General features: G+C 61.1%; 14 protein-coding genes. All 14 read left to right on the plus strand.

Features of this window, described 5'->3' with window-relative positions; translation table 11 throughout:
• The first annotated feature begins 183 nt into the window (after window positions 1-183).
• The 14 genes from IPM20_10440 (at window position 184) to IPM20_10505 (ending at window position 15116) form a co-directional block, all read left to right on the plus strand.
• Window positions 184-996, plus strand: coding sequence for a hydroxymethylpyrimidine/phosphomethylpyrimidine kinase (locus tag IPM20_10440; protein ID MBK9132034.1), 813 nt, complete (start codon window positions 184-186; stop codon window positions 994-996).
• Complete coding sequence (locus IPM20_10445; GenBank protein ID MBK9132035.1) at window positions 993-1673, plus strand: thiamine phosphate synthase; 681 nt, start codon at window positions 993-995, stop codon at window positions 1671-1673. Before IPM20_10440 ends, IPM20_10445 begins: the two co-directional genes overlap by 4 nt.
• 121 nt (window positions 1674-1794) lie before the next feature.
• The gene (gene hemL / locus IPM20_10450) at window positions 1795-3075 is read left to right on the plus strand and encodes a glutamate-1-semialdehyde 2,1-aminomutase (GenBank protein MBK9132036.1); all 1281 of its coding nucleotides are present in this window, start codon (window positions 1795-1797) and stop codon (window positions 3073-3075) included.
• A gap of 19 nt (window positions 3076-3094) precedes the next feature.
• Complete coding sequence (locus IPM20_10455; protein MBK9132037.1) at window positions 3095-4135, plus strand: NADP(H)-dependent aldo-keto reductase; 1041 nt, start codon at window positions 3095-3097, stop codon at window positions 4133-4135.
• A 26-nt stretch (window positions 4136-4161) separates the two neighbouring features.
• Entirely contained in the window at window positions 4162-7134 is a 2973-nt protein-coding gene (locus tag IPM20_10460; protein MBK9132038.1) for a hypothetical protein, read from the plus strand.
• 7 nt (window positions 7135-7141) lie between these two features.
• Entirely contained in the window at window positions 7142-7693 is a 552-nt protein-coding gene (locus IPM20_10465) for a DNA-deoxyinosine glycosylase (protein ID MBK9132039.1), read from the plus strand.
• Window positions 7694-7746: 53 nt separating this feature from the next.
• Window positions 7747-8259: an OsmC family protein gene (locus tag IPM20_10470; protein ID MBK9132040.1), complete on the plus strand. Its 513-nt coding sequence runs from the start codon at window positions 7747-7749 to the stop codon at window positions 8257-8259.
• 98 nt (window positions 8260-8357) lie between these two features.
• Window positions 8358-9128 carry a monofunctional biosynthetic peptidoglycan transglycosylase gene (gene mtgA / locus IPM20_10475; GenBank protein MBK9132041.1) on the plus strand — a complete coding sequence of 257 codons (771 nt, stop codon included), beginning with the start codon at window positions 8358-8360 and terminating at the stop codon, window positions 9126-9128.
• Window positions 9129-9563: 435 nt separating this feature from the next.
• Complete coding sequence (locus IPM20_10480) at window positions 9564-10709, plus strand: DUF4263 domain-containing protein (protein MBK9132042.1); 1146 nt, start codon at window positions 9564-9566, stop codon at window positions 10707-10709.
• Between the two features lie 109 nt (window positions 10710-10818).
• Complete coding sequence (locus IPM20_10485; protein MBK9132043.1) at window positions 10819-11415, plus strand: hypothetical protein; 597 nt, start codon at window positions 10819-10821, stop codon at window positions 11413-11415.
• A 102-nt stretch (window positions 11416-11517) separates the two neighbouring features.
• The gene (locus IPM20_10490) at window positions 11518-12240 is read left to right on the plus strand and encodes a hypothetical protein (protein MBK9132044.1); all 723 of its coding nucleotides are present in this window, start codon (window positions 11518-11520) and stop codon (window positions 12238-12240) included.
• A gap of 89 nt (window positions 12241-12329) precedes the next feature.
• Window positions 12330-12668 carry a DUF2489 domain-containing protein gene (locus IPM20_10495; protein MBK9132045.1) on the plus strand — a complete coding sequence of 113 codons (339 nt, stop codon included), beginning with the start codon at window positions 12330-12332 and terminating at the stop codon, window positions 12666-12668.
• A 53-nt stretch (window positions 12669-12721) separates the two neighbouring features.
• Complete coding sequence (locus IPM20_10500) at window positions 12722-13276, plus strand: hypothetical protein (protein ID MBK9132046.1); 555 nt, start codon at window positions 12722-12724, stop codon at window positions 13274-13276.
• A 91-nt stretch (window positions 13277-13367) separates the two neighbouring features.
• On the plus strand, window positions 13368-15116 hold the full coding sequence (locus tag IPM20_10505; GenBank protein MBK9132047.1) for a caspase family protein: 1749 nt from the start codon (window positions 13368-13370) through the stop codon (window positions 15114-15116).

Consider the following 15116-nt stretch of genomic DNA (forward strand, 5'->3'; position numbering starts at 1 on the left):
CTCCCGCGCCCGGCGGAGCCATTGGCCGCCGGGCGTTTCATTTCCGCGCCCCCCGTCCTGCGGTCATTTTGCGCCCCGGAGTGCTAGAATGGACGGCGTCCGCCGGTTTGCGGCGGCGAGCAATCGGGATCGCCGGATCCGCCGGCGCACGACAACCGCTCCCGTGATTTCGGACTCGCCACAATGGGCGCACAACACAAGATCCCTGTCGTAATCGCCGTCTCGGGCGGCGATCCCACCGGCGGCGCCGGCATCCAGGCCGACATCGAGGCGCTGGTCAGTATGGGCTGCCACACCGCGCCGGTCGTCACGGCGCTCACCGTGCAGGACACACAGCGTTTCATGAGCTTCGAGACGGTGAATCCGATGGTGCTGATCCAGCAGATCCGCGCCGTGCTCGAGGACATGGAGGTGGCCGCGATCAAGCTCGGCATGCTCGGCAGCGTCGGCGTGGTCGAGGCGGTGCACACGATCCTGCAGGATTATCCGCGCCTGCCCGTGGTGTTCGATCCGGTGCTCCGCTCCGGCAGCGGGACCGAGCTCGCCGGCGCAGACGTCCGCGCCGCGATGATCGAGCTGCTGCTTCCGCTCACCACGATGCTGACGCCGAACAGTCTCGAGGCGCGCGCGCTGGCGCCGGAGGCCGACTCGCTGGAGGCCTGCGCCCATGCCCTGATGGGGCGCGGCACCGAATTCGTGCTCATCACCGGCACCCACGAGACCACCCCCGGGGTCGTCAACACGCTCTACGGCAGCGGCCGCCTGATCGACAGTTACGCCTGGGAACGCCTGCCCGGCACCTACCACGGTTCCGGCTGCACGCTCGCCGCGGCCCTCGCCGGGTTGCTGGCCCATGGCGCCGATCCGGTGAATGCCGCGCGCGAGGCGCAGGAATACACCTGGGAGACCCTGAAGCAGGGCTACCGGATCGGCATGGGGCAATACATTCCCAACCGCCTGTTCTGGGCCGCGAACGAGCGGGGGCCGGGCCGGTGAGCACACCCGCGCTGCGCGGCCTCTATCTGATCGCCGATACCGGCTGGCTGCAAGCGGGCCGGCTCGTCGCCGCCGTCGCGGCGGCGCTCGACGGCGGCGGCGCCCTGGTGCAATACCGTAACAAGGACCCGCTCAGCGCAGTCCGCCGCGAGGAGCTGGCCGAACTGGCCCGGCTGTGCCACGCGCGCGGCACGCCGCTGATCGTCAATGACGACATCGCGCTGGCGCGTGAGGTCGGCGCCGACGGCGTGCACCTCGGCCGTGACGACATGACGGTCGCCGCCGCGCGCGGCGCACTCGGCGCGCGCATGATCATCGGCGCCTCCTGCTATAATCGCCTCGATCTCGCCCACGCCGCGGCGCACGCGGGCGCGGACTACGCGGCCTTCGGGAGTTTCTTTCCGTCGCCCACCAAGCCCGACGCGGTCCGGGCCGATCCCGAACTGCTGCGCCGGGCGCGCGCCGGGCTCGGCATCCCGCTCGCGGCCATCGGCGGCATCACCCCGGAGAACGGCGCGGTCCTGCTGGACGCGGGCGCGGACATGCTGGCGGTGGCGAGCGGCGTGTTCGCCGCCGCGGATCCCGCCGCCGCCGCGCGGTCCTACGCGCCCCTGTTCACAGCCGCCCCGTCGGGGACAGATTTATTTATTAAAAGCGCACGGCAATCAAAGGGCTGACAGCATAATAATTGGGGACAGATTTATTTTTCTGATGCCCCTGTTGTTGCGGAGAGCCGAATTCCCAAAAATAAATCTGTCCCCAATTTATTGCTGAGCCATATATATAAGGAAAGCGACCATGACCCAGTCCCACGAACTGTTTGCCAAGGCCCAGCGGGTGATCCCCGGTGGCGTCAACTCCCCGGTGCGCGCCTTCCGCGGCGTCGGCGGCGAACCGGTCTTCATCAAGCGCGCCGAGGGCGCCTACATCGTCGATGCCGACGAGCGCCGCTACGTCGACTACGTCGGTTCCTGGGGGCCGATGATCCTCGGCCATGCCCATCCCAAGGTCATCGCCGCGGTGAAGGCCGCGGTCGATAACGGCCTCGGCTTCGGCGCGCCGACCGAGATCGAGACGCGCATGGCCGAGATGATCTGCCGCCTGGTCGGTTCGATCGAGATGGTGCGCATGGTCAGCTCCGGCACCGAGGCCACCATGAGCGCGATCCGTCTGGCGCGCGCCTACACCGGCCGCGACAAGATCGTGAAGTTCGAGGGCTGTTACCACGGCCATTCCGATTCTCTGCTGGTGAAGGCTGGCTCGGGCGCGCTGACGCTCGGCGTGCCGACCTCGCCCGGCGTGCCGGTGGCGCTCGCCGAGCACACCATCACAGTGCCCTACAACGACCTCGACCAGGTCAAACAGGTGTTCGACCAGGTCGGACACCAGATCGCCTGCATCATCGTCGAGCCGGTGGCCGGCAATATGAACTGCATCCTGCCCAAGGCCGGTTTCCTGAGCGGACTGCGCGCGCTGTGCGACAAGTACGAGTCGGTGCTGATCTTCGACGAGGTGATGACCGGCTTCCGCGTCGCGCTCGGCGGCGCGCAGCAGCGCTTCGGCGTCCGGCCCGACCTCACCACGCTCGGCAAGGTCATCGGCGGCGGGTTGCCGGTCGGCGCCTTCGGCGGCCGGCGCGCGATCATGGAAAAGCTCGCCCCGCTCGGCCCGGTCTATCAGGCCGGCACGCTGTCGGGCAACCCGGTCGCGCTCGCCGCCGGTCTCGCCACGCTGCTGGAACTGACCCAGCCGGGCTTCTACGAGGAACTCAGCGCGACGACCAAGCGCATCGCCGAGGGCCTGCTGACGCGCGCCAAGGCCTTCAACATCCCGCTCACCGTCAACTACGTCGGCGGCATGTTCGGCGTCTTCTTCACCGAGGAGGAGAAGGTCGAGGATTACTACCAGGTCACCAATTCCAACATCGACCGCTTCCGCCTGTTCTTCCACGGCATGCTGGAGCAGGGGATCTATCTCGCGCCCTCGGCCTACGAGGCGTGCTTCGTGTCGTCGGCGCACGGCAAGACCGAGATCAAGCAGACGCTGATCGCCGCGGAGCAGGTGCTCTCCCGGCTCTGAGCGGGATCGCCGGATGGGCATGCGCTATTCACCGCTCGGACGCACCGGCCTCGAGGTGAGCCGCATCTGTCTCGGCACCATGACCTGGGGCGAGCAGAACAGCGAGCGCGAGGCGCACGCGCAGCTCGATGCCGCGCTCGCGGCCGGCGTCAACTTCATCGACACCGCGGAGATGTACCCGGTGCCGCCGAAGGCCGAGACCTACGGCCGCACCGAGCAATACATCGGCAGCTGGCTCAAGGCGCGCGCCAACCGCGATCGCGTGATCCTCGCGACCAAGGTGATGAGCCGCTCCGATGACCTCACCCACGTGCGCGGCGGCAGCACGCGCCTGACGCGCGCCAACATCGAGGCCGCGCTCGATGCCAGCCTAAAGCGGTTGCAGACCGATTACATCGATCTCTATCAGCTGCACTGGCCTGACCGCCGCACCAACACCTTTGGCCGGCTCGGCTATGTGCACGACGGCGCGGACGCGCCGGTGCCGATCGAGGAATCGCTGGCCGCGCTGGCCGATCTGGTCACGGCCGGCAAGGTGCGCCACATCGGCGTGTCGAACGAGACGCCGTGGGGCGTCGCGCAGTTCCTGCGGCTGTCGCAGGAGCGCGACTGGCCGCGCATCGCCAGCATCCAGAATCCCTACAGCCTGCTCAACCGCAGCTTCGAGGTCGGCCTCGCCGAATTCGCGCATCGCGAAGACCTCGGCCTGCTCGCGTATTCGCCGCTCGGCTTCGGCGTGCTGAGCGGCAAGTATCTCGACGGCGCGCGTCCGGAAGGCGCGCGCCTGACGCTGTTCACCCGCTTCCGGCGCTACACCGGCGAGAGCGCGCAGCAGGCCGTGCGCGCCTATGCCGACCTGGCGCGCCGCCATGGCCTCGACCCGGCACAAATGGCGCTCGCCTACGTCAACACGCGGCCGTTCCTCACCAGCACCATCATCGGCGCGACCACGCTGCAACAGTTGCGCGACGACATCGCCAGCATCGAGCTGACGCTACCCGACGAGGTGATCGCCGGCATCGAGGCGATCCATGTCGCGCACCCGAATCCCTGTCCGTGAGTGACGGTTCGATTCCAGGCCACGGCATGCATCAACTGAGACGCCTCGCCGCGGCCATCGCGCTGACCTTGTGCTTCGTTCATGTCGCGCCGGCGCGTGAACTCGCGCTCGAGCTCGATGCCTCCCGCCCGGGGCAGGAATTCCTGCTCGCCCCCGGTGGGCCATACGTGCGGGCCTCGCTCGCGGTCGGCGCTGAGGCACGCGCGGCCGCCTTCATCGGCGACATGGCCTTCATCGCCGCCGGGCGCGAAGGCCTGCGCATCGTCGATACGGCGCACGACGACACGGAACTCGCGCGCCTTGCGCTGGCCGCGCCCGTAACGCAGATCCGCGTCCAGGGCGATGTCGCGCTGCTGGCGGGGGCGCGCGAGCTGTTCATCGTAGACATATTCGACCCCGCGGCGCCGCGCCTGCGCGCGCGTCACCGCCTGGCGCAGCCGCTCGATGACATGATGCTGGATCGCGCGCAGGCCTGGCTGCTCGCCGGGCGCGAGCTGAGCCGGCTCGATCTGTCCGGCCCCGATCCCGTCGAGTCCGCTCACCTTACCCTGCCCGCGCGTGGACAGGGCCTCGCCGCGACGCAGACCCAGGTGTTCATCGCCGCCGGCGAGGCCGGCGTGCTGGTGCTCGATGCGCAGCATCCGGCGGCGGCCGTCACGAGCCTGCGTACCGCCGGCCCCGCGCTCGACGTGGCGATCGCGGATTCCGCTCTGCTGGTGGCGGACGGCGCCGCGGGTGTCGCGGTGTTCGATATCCAGAACGATGACGTGATGCCGCGCTGGCTCGGCAGCTTCCGCCGCATCCCGGCCCTGCAACACATCGCGGCCGCCGGCACGCGCGCACTGGCCGAAGGCGTCGACGGCGGACTCTACCTGCTCGACATCGGCCGCCCGGCCTTCCCGAGCCTGCAATCCATCCTGATTCCGCCGGGACAGCACGTCTCAAGCGTTATGGATGACGTGCGCGCCGGCGTGCTCGCCGATGGCCGCCTGTCCGTCTACGATCTGCGTCCACAGACGCCGCGCCTCGGCAACGAAGGCCTCGACTTCGGCCAGGGCGTCAATCTCGGCGGCCAACGCCGCGTCTTCATCGCGGACGCCATCGCCTACGTCGCCGACTGGTTCTCCGGCTTGCATATCTATGATCTGCACGATGAACGGCGTCCGCAGCTGCTCTCGAGCTTTCACACCGACGGCTCATCGAAGGGCGTCGTGGTGCGCGACGGCATCGCCTATGTCGCCGACGACGATCACGGCCTGCAGATCCTCGACGTCAGCGACCCGCGCGCGCCGGTCCGGATCGCGGAACTGCCGACGCCGGGCCTGGCCTACACGCCGGTGCTGGACGGCGATCTGCTCTATCTCGCCGTGCATCGCGGCGGCTTCATCATCGCCGACGTCAGCGACCCGCGCGCGCCGCGCACGATCGCCGAGGTCGACACGCCCGGCAAGGCCTGGTCGCTGCGCGTGCGCGACGGCGTGCTCTATGTCGCCGACGACGACAGCGGCCTGCTGGTGTTCGACGTGCGCGACCCGCGCGCGCCGCTCGAGATCGGCCGCTTCAATCCCGGCGGCGCCGCCGAGGAAGTGTTGCTCGACGGATCGCGCGCCTACGTCGCCTTCTTCGATCGCGGCGTCTATGTGCTCGACATCTCCGAACCCGGCCTGCCGGTCGAGATCGGCCATGTCGCCACGCCCGGCAACGCGCGCGGGCTCGATCGGCGCGGCACGCTGTTGTACGTGGCCGACTGGCTCGCCGGCGTGCAGGTGGTCGACGTCGCCGATGCCGAGCATCCACGCATCATCGGCGGTTACGACACCGACGGCGCCGCCTGGGGCGTGCAGCTCAGGGGCGACTATGCCTATGTGATGGACTGGTGGGGCGGTATCAGCGTGCTCGATATCTCCCGGCCCGGCGAGCCGCGCCGCGCCGGCGGTTATCCGCGCAAGGACACCGTGCGCGCCGTCGCCCTCGGCGACCGCTTCGCCCTGATCGCACAGGGCGCGGCCGGCGTGCAGGTGTTCGACACCCAGAACCCGCTCAACCCGACCTGGATGACCGGCGTCGACATCGCGGCGGCGGAGCAGGTGGCCGTGCTCGGCGAGCGCGCCTATGTGCTGCACGACGGCGGGCGTCTCGCCGAACTCGATATCGCGAATCCATTCCAGACGCGTCTGATCGACGACCTGAAACTCGAGGCGCCCGCGCACGGACTGAGCGCGGCGGTCGATCGCCTGCTGCTGACGGAGGAGCGCGCCGTTACCCTGTTCGATCCGGTCGAGCGCACCACGACGCGTTACGCGCTGCGCGACCGCATCAGCACCGCCGCCTACGCCGACGAACGCCTCTACCTCGCCGTGCGCGGCAGCGGGCTCATGGCCGCCGTGCCCGACCATGGCAAGGTCCGGCCGCTCACCGTATATCCGCTGGAAGGCGAGATCACCCGGCTGCGCATCGCCGGCCAGCGCGCGTACCTCGCCGTGGCGGGTGAGGGCGTGCGCATCCTCGCGCTGGGCGACAGCGGCATGACCGAGCTCGCGCGCCTGCCGCTGGCCAGCGAGATCACCGACATCCAGCTCGACGGCAACACCCTGTACGCGATCGCGGACCGTTCCCGCGTCTATACCTTCGACGTTGCCGAGCCCGCGCACTGGCGCCTGCTCAACCGCTACGACACCCTGGGCGCGGTCAATGGCCTCGTCGCGCGCGGCGGCTTCCTCTATCTCACCGGCGGCGACACCCTCGCCGCGCTGCAGGCGCTGCCGCCGCTCGCGCTGCAACCCGGCGCTGACGGCAAGGGCCGCGTCGAGCTGCCGACCGATCTGCCCGCCGGCAGCTATGACCTCGTCGCGGTCGACCGCGACGGGAAACCGCTGGATCGCATCGCGCGCCGTGACGCGCTGACCATCGAGCCGCTGCGCTTCGGCAAGCCGAAGATCACGCCGGAGCAATTCAAGGCGCTGATGGAGCAGTACAAGAAATCCGCGGGACAACCCTAGGCGCGCCATGTCCGGACTCCTGACCGGGCTGCCCGCGGTGATTGCGCCCGGCGCGCGCCTGCTGATCCTCGGTTCGCTGCCCGGCGCCGAATCGCTGCGCCGACACGAATACTACGCCCACCCGCGCAACCTGTTCTGGGATATGATCGAACAGGTGTGCGCCATCCCGCGCGCATTGCCCTATGAAGAGCGACTGGCACGGATGAAGGATGCGCGGCTCGCGCTGTGGGATGTCGTCGGGCGCTGCCGGCGCCCGGGCAGCCTGGACAGCGCGATCGATCCGGCCTCCGTAGTCGTCAATGATTTCGCCGCGGTCTTTCATGCGCACCCGACCCTCGGCACCGTTTGCTTCAACGGCCAGAAGGCCGCCGCGCTCTATCGCCGATTTGTGCAGCCGCGACTCGATGCACACTGTGACCACATCGTCTATCACACCCTGCCCTCGACCAGCCCCGCCCACGCCGCGCTGCCGGCCGCGGAAAAACTCCGCCGCTGGCGCAGCGCGCTGAAATCCACGAGCCAGGGGGGCGTGGATACCTCATCCGGACAGGTGCGCTAGACTGTGTATCATCCATTCGTTCCGGGTGCGATTGCCCGCGGAGGAGAATCGCCATGAATTCGGAAGAGCTGCGCGCCCTGCAGGCGCCGGTGAAAGAACGCTATCGCACCGCGCCCGAGACGGCGCTGGTGACGTTGCGCGCGCAGGGCCGGCTCGGAGCGGGCGTGAGTTGCAGCATCGAGACCGGTCAGGCCCTCGTCAAGGCCGGGCTGCATCCGGCCACGGGCGGCGACGGTCTCAGCGTGTGTTCCGGCGACATGCTGCTCCAGGCACTGGCCGCCTGCGCCGGCGTGACCCTGAACGCGGTTGCGACCGCGATCGGCATCGAGCTGCGCGACGCAACGGTCCATGTGGAAGGCGATCTCGATTTTCGCGGCACGCTCGGCGTATCGAAGGAGGTTCCGGTCGGATTCCGCGAAATCCGTCTCGGCTTCGAGCTCGATACCGATGCCGATGAGGAAACGATCGAAACACTGCTGCGCCTGACCGAGCGTTACTGCGTGGTGTACCAGACATTGGCCCGACCGCCGGTGCTGACGATGACGCACTGGAGCAGCGGTCGCTGAGGACCGGCTAGAGGTAAGCAGGGAAAGGGGACAGATTTAAATCTGTCCCCTTACACTCTACGAACCGGTTTACCAATCCATCCCCGAATACCAATCACATGAAAATCCCGCAGGACTTCCGCCAGTTCAACGCCGACTACTTCCGGCCGGCGCGCAAGCGCAAGAAGCGCCGGCACCCGGTCCGCCGCTTCCTCGCATGGACGGCCGGCCTCCTGCTCGCGCTGTTTCTCGGCTTCAACCTGTGGGTGCTGGCGCAGCTCTGGTGGTGGAGAGACCACAATCCGGGCGCCAGCGCGTTCATGGAGGCGCGCCTCGCGCGCCTGCAGGAGACCCACCCTGATGCCGGCCTGCATCATCGCTGGATGCCGTACGACCGCATCTCGCTGAGCCTGAAGCAGGCCGTCGTCGCGGCCGAGGACGCGCGCTTCATGGAGCACACGGGCTTCGACTGGGAAGGCATCGAGAACGCGCTCAGCAAGAACCTGAAACAGGGCAAGCTCGTCGCCGGCGGTTCCACCATCAGCCAGCAGCTGGCCAAGAACCTGTTCCTGTCCGGCCGGCGCAGCTTCCTGCGCAAGGGCGAGGAGGCGCTGATCACCGTGATGATCGAGTCCATGTGGAGCAAGCGCCGCATCCTCGAGGTCTATCTCAACGTGGCCGAATGGGGCGAGCGCATCTACGGTGCCGAGGCCGCCGCGCGCCAGTACTACCGGATCCCGGCCATCGGCCTCACCAGCTGGCAGTCCGCCCGCCTCGCCGCCATGCTCCCGCGCCCGGGCTACTACGAAACCCATGGCGACTCCCGCTGGCTCGGCATCCGCGCCCGGATGATTTCGGGCTATATGCGTGATGTCAGGGTGCCGGAGTAACGGGTAGCCGAGATTTAGATTTCACGGCACTACACCGTTATTCGGGAACAACGAACTGCGGATCTGTCGGATCAGATTTTTTGGAATGCCCGCACGGGCTGGTGACGACTGGTTCTAAGCTTCTGCAGAGGTGCTTACCGTTCAAGATCATCAAACGCTCCACCCGAAAGACTTAAGACTTTTAGGTATGGTAGCTGTAATGGCGTACGCGAATCGTAGTGCGCAGTCTTTCCAGTAATGGCGACTTCTTCATGATCTGCCCTCCGTGGCAACATGAAACCGATAAAGTATCCCTTTGTCCGCAGGGATTCCATTATCTATCCGGATAATCAATCAGATAAACGACATGGCTGCGTGATAAATATAAAACTGCTACGTTATAACGTATAACTTTTATATCTACTCACTGTTAGGGCGCATCATTAGGCATTGGCTATGGAAACAAGGACAGTTAAATCTACTTCAAGAATGACTGCATCCTCAGACGATTTAATCCTGCGCGAGACAGACATCACGCGCTTGATCTTTCGACCAATTCTGGTTGATAACCAAAATCAGCAGGAAGCATCGGTTAAGGGTGCCTTCCTATTTCAAAGAAAGGGAAAGGCTGATGAGTGGGAGGACATAGAGGCGATACCGCTTTCAAAGCTTAAGAAAGGCGAAGGCGTAAAGCTAGAGCTAAAGTCTGCCGAGCTTCTTACTCTGTTTCATGAAATCGAAATTCTTTATGAAATGTACACGCAGGGAGGTATCCCCAAGGGGAAAGCCCACTATGTGAAAGCCAACAAAGCTTTCGAAGCCATATTTGCACTCGGAGACGAGGAGATTACCACCTTAATCCAAGGTCAGCAGTACCTGGGTGCTCAAGCCATTGGCAGGCTAATTAAATGGGCGAGTAATGCGCGAAATTTCAAATTGATGTTCGAGAAATTGGAAGTTCTGGAGCCAGAAAGCCTTTCCAACCTCAATACAGCCATTGGCATATCGACTCTGAAATCGGCTTTAGTAACGTGGTCCAAAAATCGAAACAACGCTGATGAGGACTTCTGGCAACAGGTGCTTATAAAGCAAGAGTTTGTGTTGGAGCAGATATTCCATGTGCCAATCTTCGTTATTAAGAGCAAGGCGTACATGGGCGGCAAGAACGCAACTAATGAAGGGGGCCGAGTTGTAGACTTCCTAATTCGGAACGACATTACAAAAGCAGTTGGTCTCGTCGAAATAAAAACGCCTTCCACCAAGCTGCTCGGCCCCATCTACAGAAATGGAATATATAACATCTCTTCCGAGCTTAGTGGCGCAGTACTTCAAGTTCTTAATTATCGCGATTCTCTCTCCCACGAAAGGGCGACGCTATTGTCCGGAGAGCTAGCCGAGTGTGGCGCGTTTGATCCAAAGTGTGTTGTGATTATTGGTCATGCGAAGAAGGAGCTCACGGATGCCGATATGGTGAGATCGTTTGAACTTTTTAGGAATCAGCTTGCTGACGTCGAAGTAATTACCTATGACGAGCTATTTGATCGAACAAAGAGATTGGTCGATACCCTTGAGGGATTGGGGGAAGTAGCTAATGCGCGCTAACAAGTCGTTCAAAAGAGACCAAAGTATGCTGTCATGCCTTTTGCAAAATGCGCGAAAGCCACGCCAACATACTTTGGCTCCTTAACAGGGGCGTTAGGCTTCTCAAGTAATGGACGATGCGTTCACGAAACTGTTCGAGTCGCTGAGAGGTGAAGCTATCGACCTACATATACGATGGAAGCTGTACCGCCATCTCTATGCTGGTTCTAAAGAGGAGGTCGTCCTCTTGAACAGAAGCGCTCCGAGCGTATTCGCGATTCTGCAATCCCTTCTCTTCGATGATTGCGTTCTGCGCATCTGCAGAATCACTGATCCGCATTCACGTGGTCCCTACGAATACCTTAGTGTCTACCAGCTTGCGGAGCCCATCCGAAGTGCTGCTGTCGAAAACTTGGTACCTAATCTGGAGCCCTATCTAAAGGAACTAGAAGCGGCATGCTCCAAGATGCGAACTCTCCGCAATGCCCGGATTGCACACGCCGATCTCAAGCACGCGCTTCAGATTGCACCAGAACCTTTGCCGGGCATTTCGCTTGAGGACGTCAACACCGCCCTGAGCCTCCTGGCAAAGCTCCTGAACAGCGTCGAGGCGCCGCTTCGTAAATCCAAGACGTTCTATGGCGACGTCCTTGTGCCGATTGATGACGACGTGGATCGGCTGTTCGCCTTGCTGAGGAAGGCTAATGCACGTCCATCCGAGGCCTAACCCCACGTTCGAGCGGACGGCCGCAAGCGCGCTTTGCTTGCTTGCGGTGCCCTCCTCGCTACGCTCATCGGGCGCCCCTCAACGCGAGCGTTAGGGTGCAATATGCTTTTAGTCTTTGTGGATGAAACGAGCGACTCTAAATTCAAAGATTATTTTGGTTTGAGCGTTGCCACGATTAATTACACAAAATACCCAACGGTTAAAACTGAATTTCAGAAAATATTTAAAAAGAGCAAATGGGATGAATCGATCGAGTTTAAAGGCTCATGCCTATTTTCGACAAAATCTGGTGATACGAATGTATCAGTTGAAGAACGAATCGAAATAGCGGAAAAAGTTATAGATCTAAATATATCAAAAGCAAACGCGCGAATTAATTTTCACTATCTTCGGCATACGGTCCCGCCAAAAGAGCATGGAAAAGAATACCTACGCCTCCTACCATTATTACTCAACAAAGGTATTCCAAAAGCTCCGCTAGGTGCAGGTAAGAATATAGTCTCAATTCACTGTGATTACCGTAGCGATATAGATATAAAACAATTGCGTGACGCAATTACGCCGGTATTTCACAAGAAGCATTATGTAATTCTCGAAGAACCATTAATGTCTACTTCGAACTTTAATACCGTCGGTCTTCTCTATGCCGACATAATCGGCTATTTAGCAGCACGAATCGACACTATATCAACAGACTCAGAATTATTTGAAGGAATATCGCCAGAACAGTTTGAAGCTAATGGCAAGATTAAAAAATTGAAATCGTCAGTAAATCTTATCTCGAAAATAAAAAACATTGGTCAATATGAAGTCAAAGTCAAATAGCACCCTAACAAGGCGCTCAACCAGGACGCGCCATAAAGCGGGGCGCCTGTTAGCTTATCGTTAGCTGCAAGAAAATGGACCGCACAGCGATCAACGATGTCGAGTCATCTGCCCGCAAGGAACTGGTGTCCCTGGCTCAAAGAATGATTGATGGAGACCTTTCGTATTTCGAGGGCGCCCCCAAAGTCCTTGCCTTAAAGGACGTAGTCGGTGGCATTTCGGATAGAGACCCGGATTTCGATGCCTTTACGGTTATTTCGTCCGAAACCGACCACTTGCCATTGGAGGCTCATAGGCATCAGTGGTCCCCTATAGCATTAACAGCCCTGGAGCCAGAGTTTCAAAGAACCGAGCAATGGGCTAGCGAGTTCGCACCCCAAGCATGTCGTAACCTAATAGGCAGGTTCGGTGAAGCAGCTAACCAGTAGCTCAAGCCGACACCGTACCAGCGCGGCTTACCTCAAACGTTAGGTGTTAAGAAATGTATCGCATATGGTTATGGCCGCAAGTCATTATCGGAATCGGCATATCTAGCTGGGCCATGGTGGAATATGATCTTCCTAAGTGGTTGTTTGTTGTGCCCCTCGCTCTGGTTGGGTTAGCTATACGACTGGATTTAAGGCTTTCTGGTAGTGACCAACGCCAAACCGATACCGTTTTACAAAATGTTTCCGGTCAAGGCGATTTTGGCCTCAGCAGAGGTTCACAGATTGCGATTGGAATAGTTGCGCTTTTATTTGCATTGATTATGTTCGTGTGGGCATCATCAGCGCCGGGAAATCCTTACTTCACTAAGCTGCCCGGCCTGTTTTGTCTCTTGGTGGCCGGAGCATGTTTGCTCCCACGCAGATACCGTGGGTACTGTGGTGATCTAATTGCTATATTGGTGCTCGCATTAGCAGTATGGTTTTTAGTTACTTCGCCTTGGTGGGAGCCAGGACAAAGCCCTTTGGCATTTGCTTGGGTATATGGTGGTGTGTCTGTTACCTATTTGGTAAAAAGATATGTGCGCTATTTTTCGAGCCAAAACACTTAACAACACAATCAAGTCGTTGGCTTCGCTCACTGCGACGCCACTCCGCGGCGCGCCTTATTCTGGGCGTTAGAGCTCACGGGAACCTCTCTTGATGCGCGACGTCCGATTTCTCCTTAAGACGCACTATACGAACAGTCGCGCTCTCATTATTGGTATCGACAAGTATGCGAAAGCTTCACCGCTCTCCTACGCAGTTAGTGACGCCAGCGAGATTCGCAGAATTCTTGCGGAAGAGTTGGGGTTCCCAGCGGAAAACATCACCTACCTGACCGACGCAGAAGCAACTAGAGACAGGATCCTCAAGGCCTATCTTCGCTTCACAGCCGAGGACATAGACGTCGATGAACGTTTACTCGTCTTCTTCGCCGGACACGGATATACGAGAACTGGCAGTCGAGGTGAAATTGGATACCTTGTTCCTTCCGATGCAGACTTGTCCGATCTTGCAACTCTTCTTCGATGGGATGACTTAACTCGCAACGCCGAACTCATCCGCGCCAAGCACATCCTGTTCATTATGGACGCATGCTACGGCGGCCTCGCGCTAACGCGCCATCTTCAGCCGGGTAGCACGCGATTTCTAAAAGACATGATGCTGCGGTACTCGCGACAGGTGCTCACAGCTGGGAAGGCGGACGAGGTCGTAGCCGATGCTGGAGGCCCTATACCGAAGCATTCCGTATTCACAGGTCATCTCATCGAAGGACTGCGCGGAAACGCTGCAACGGCGGAGGGCGTCATCACCGCAGGCGGGCTGATGGCTTACGTTTACGGAAAGGTCGCCAACGACAAGAATTCGAACCAAACCCCACATTACGGATACTTTGACGGTGACGGCGATTTTATTATCCGAGCCCCTAATCTGACTGAGCTGGAGACACCCGAGAACAAGGACATAGATCGCCTCATCGCTGTTCCCTATCCCGACGAGCATCCGCAACCCGAAACAACAGACGCGAAGGTACGTCGGGTCAAAGCACTACTTGCGACGGACTCTGCCTCAATTGAACTGCATGACTTCCTCATCGGCGAAGTGCGGCAGTTCTTAGCCGCCACATCAGAAGACGGCTTCCGTGCTGAGGGCCAATTCTCGCAGGCAGAGTTTCTTCGCCGCCTCGCACGCTACGAAGAGGTAAGCACGGACATTGCGGTCCTACTGGCGTGTGTTACCCATTGGGCAAAGCCTGCTCACAAGGCCACGTTACAAAAGGCCCTAGCGCGTTCGGCGGATCGCTTGGAGCAGCAAGGCGGGCTGACCGTATGGCTGGCATTGCGGTGGTACCCGCTACTTCTAGAGCTGTACTGCTCAGGTATCGCCGCCGTCGATGCGCAACGCTTCGATTCACTGGCGACAGTCTTCTATACACCGATACCCACATCCGAGTATCAGGCTCGAACAGAAACGTTCGTGGATAGCACCGCGGGGGGCTTGCTTGAGCTGCATCGAAGTAATGTACTCAAGCAGATCCCAGGGCACGAAAAGAACTACGTCCCGCTGAGCGAGTACCTGTTCAAGATCCTCCAGCCGAAGCTAGACGACGTCCTGTTTCTTGGGAAGAATTATGAGCAAGCTTTCGACACCTTCGAAGTCTTCTATGCTCTTGCAGTCGCTGACCTCGACCTCCTGAAGGGCCACAATGGCTGGGGTCCTGTCGGTCGGTTCGGCTGGAAGCATAGGTCCCGCGACAATGGTCCACTCGCGAGAGTCGTTGCACAGGGTCGTGCGCAGCAAGCTGGCTGGGCGCCCCTCCAAGCAGGGCTTTTCGGCGGGAGCTACGAGCGATTCGACGCCGTCGCGACGACATATACGGAACGGATCAGCAAACTGGGATGGTGGTGA

It is taken from the genome of Gammaproteobacteria bacterium (assembly GCA_016716465.1).
Classification (GTDB): domain Bacteria; phylum Pseudomonadota; class Gammaproteobacteria; order SZUA-140; family SZUA-140; genus JADJWH01.

Excerpts from the sequence above, each read along its gene's own strand:
- IPM20_10440 (MBK9132034.1), top strand. The coding sequence starts at position 184 with ATGGGCGCACAACACAAGATCCCTGTCGTAATCGCCGTCTCGGGCGGC.
- hemL (MBK9132036.1), top strand. The coding sequence starts at position 1,795 with ATGACCCAGTCCCACGAACTGTTTGCCAAGGCCCAGCGGGTGATCCCC.
- IPM20_10455 (MBK9132037.1), top strand. The coding sequence starts at position 3,095 with ATGCGCTATTCACCGCTCGGACGCACCGGCCTCGAGGTGAGCCGCATC.
- IPM20_10460 (MBK9132038.1), top strand. The coding sequence starts at position 4,162 with ATGCATCAACTGAGACGCCTCGCCGCGGCCATCGCGCTGACCTTGTGC.
- IPM20_10465 (MBK9132039.1), top strand. The coding sequence starts at position 7,142 with ATGTCCGGACTCCTGACCGGGCTGCCCGCGGTGATTGCGCCCGGCGCG.
- IPM20_10470 (MBK9132040.1), top strand. The coding sequence starts at position 7,747 with ATGAATTCGGAAGAGCTGCGCGCCCTGCAGGCGCCGGTGAAAGAACGC.
- mtgA (MBK9132041.1), top strand. The coding sequence starts at position 8,358 with ATGAAAATCCCGCAGGACTTCCGCCAGTTCAACGCCGACTACTTCCGG.
- IPM20_10480 (MBK9132042.1), top strand. The coding sequence starts at position 9,564 with ATGGAAACAAGGACAGTTAAATCTACTTCAAGAATGACTGCATCCTCA.
- IPM20_10485 (MBK9132043.1), top strand. The coding sequence starts at position 10,819 with ATGGACGATGCGTTCACGAAACTGTTCGAGTCGCTGAGAGGTGAAGCT.
- IPM20_10490 (MBK9132044.1), top strand. The coding sequence starts at position 11,518 with ATGCTTTTAGTCTTTGTGGATGAAACGAGCGACTCTAAATTCAAAGAT.
- IPM20_10500 (MBK9132046.1), top strand. The coding sequence starts at position 12,722 with ATGTATCGCATATGGTTATGGCCGCAAGTCATTATCGGAATCGGCATA.
- IPM20_10505 (MBK9132047.1), top strand. The coding sequence starts at position 13,368 with ATGCGCGACGTCCGATTTCTCCTTAAGACGCACTATACGAACAGTCGC.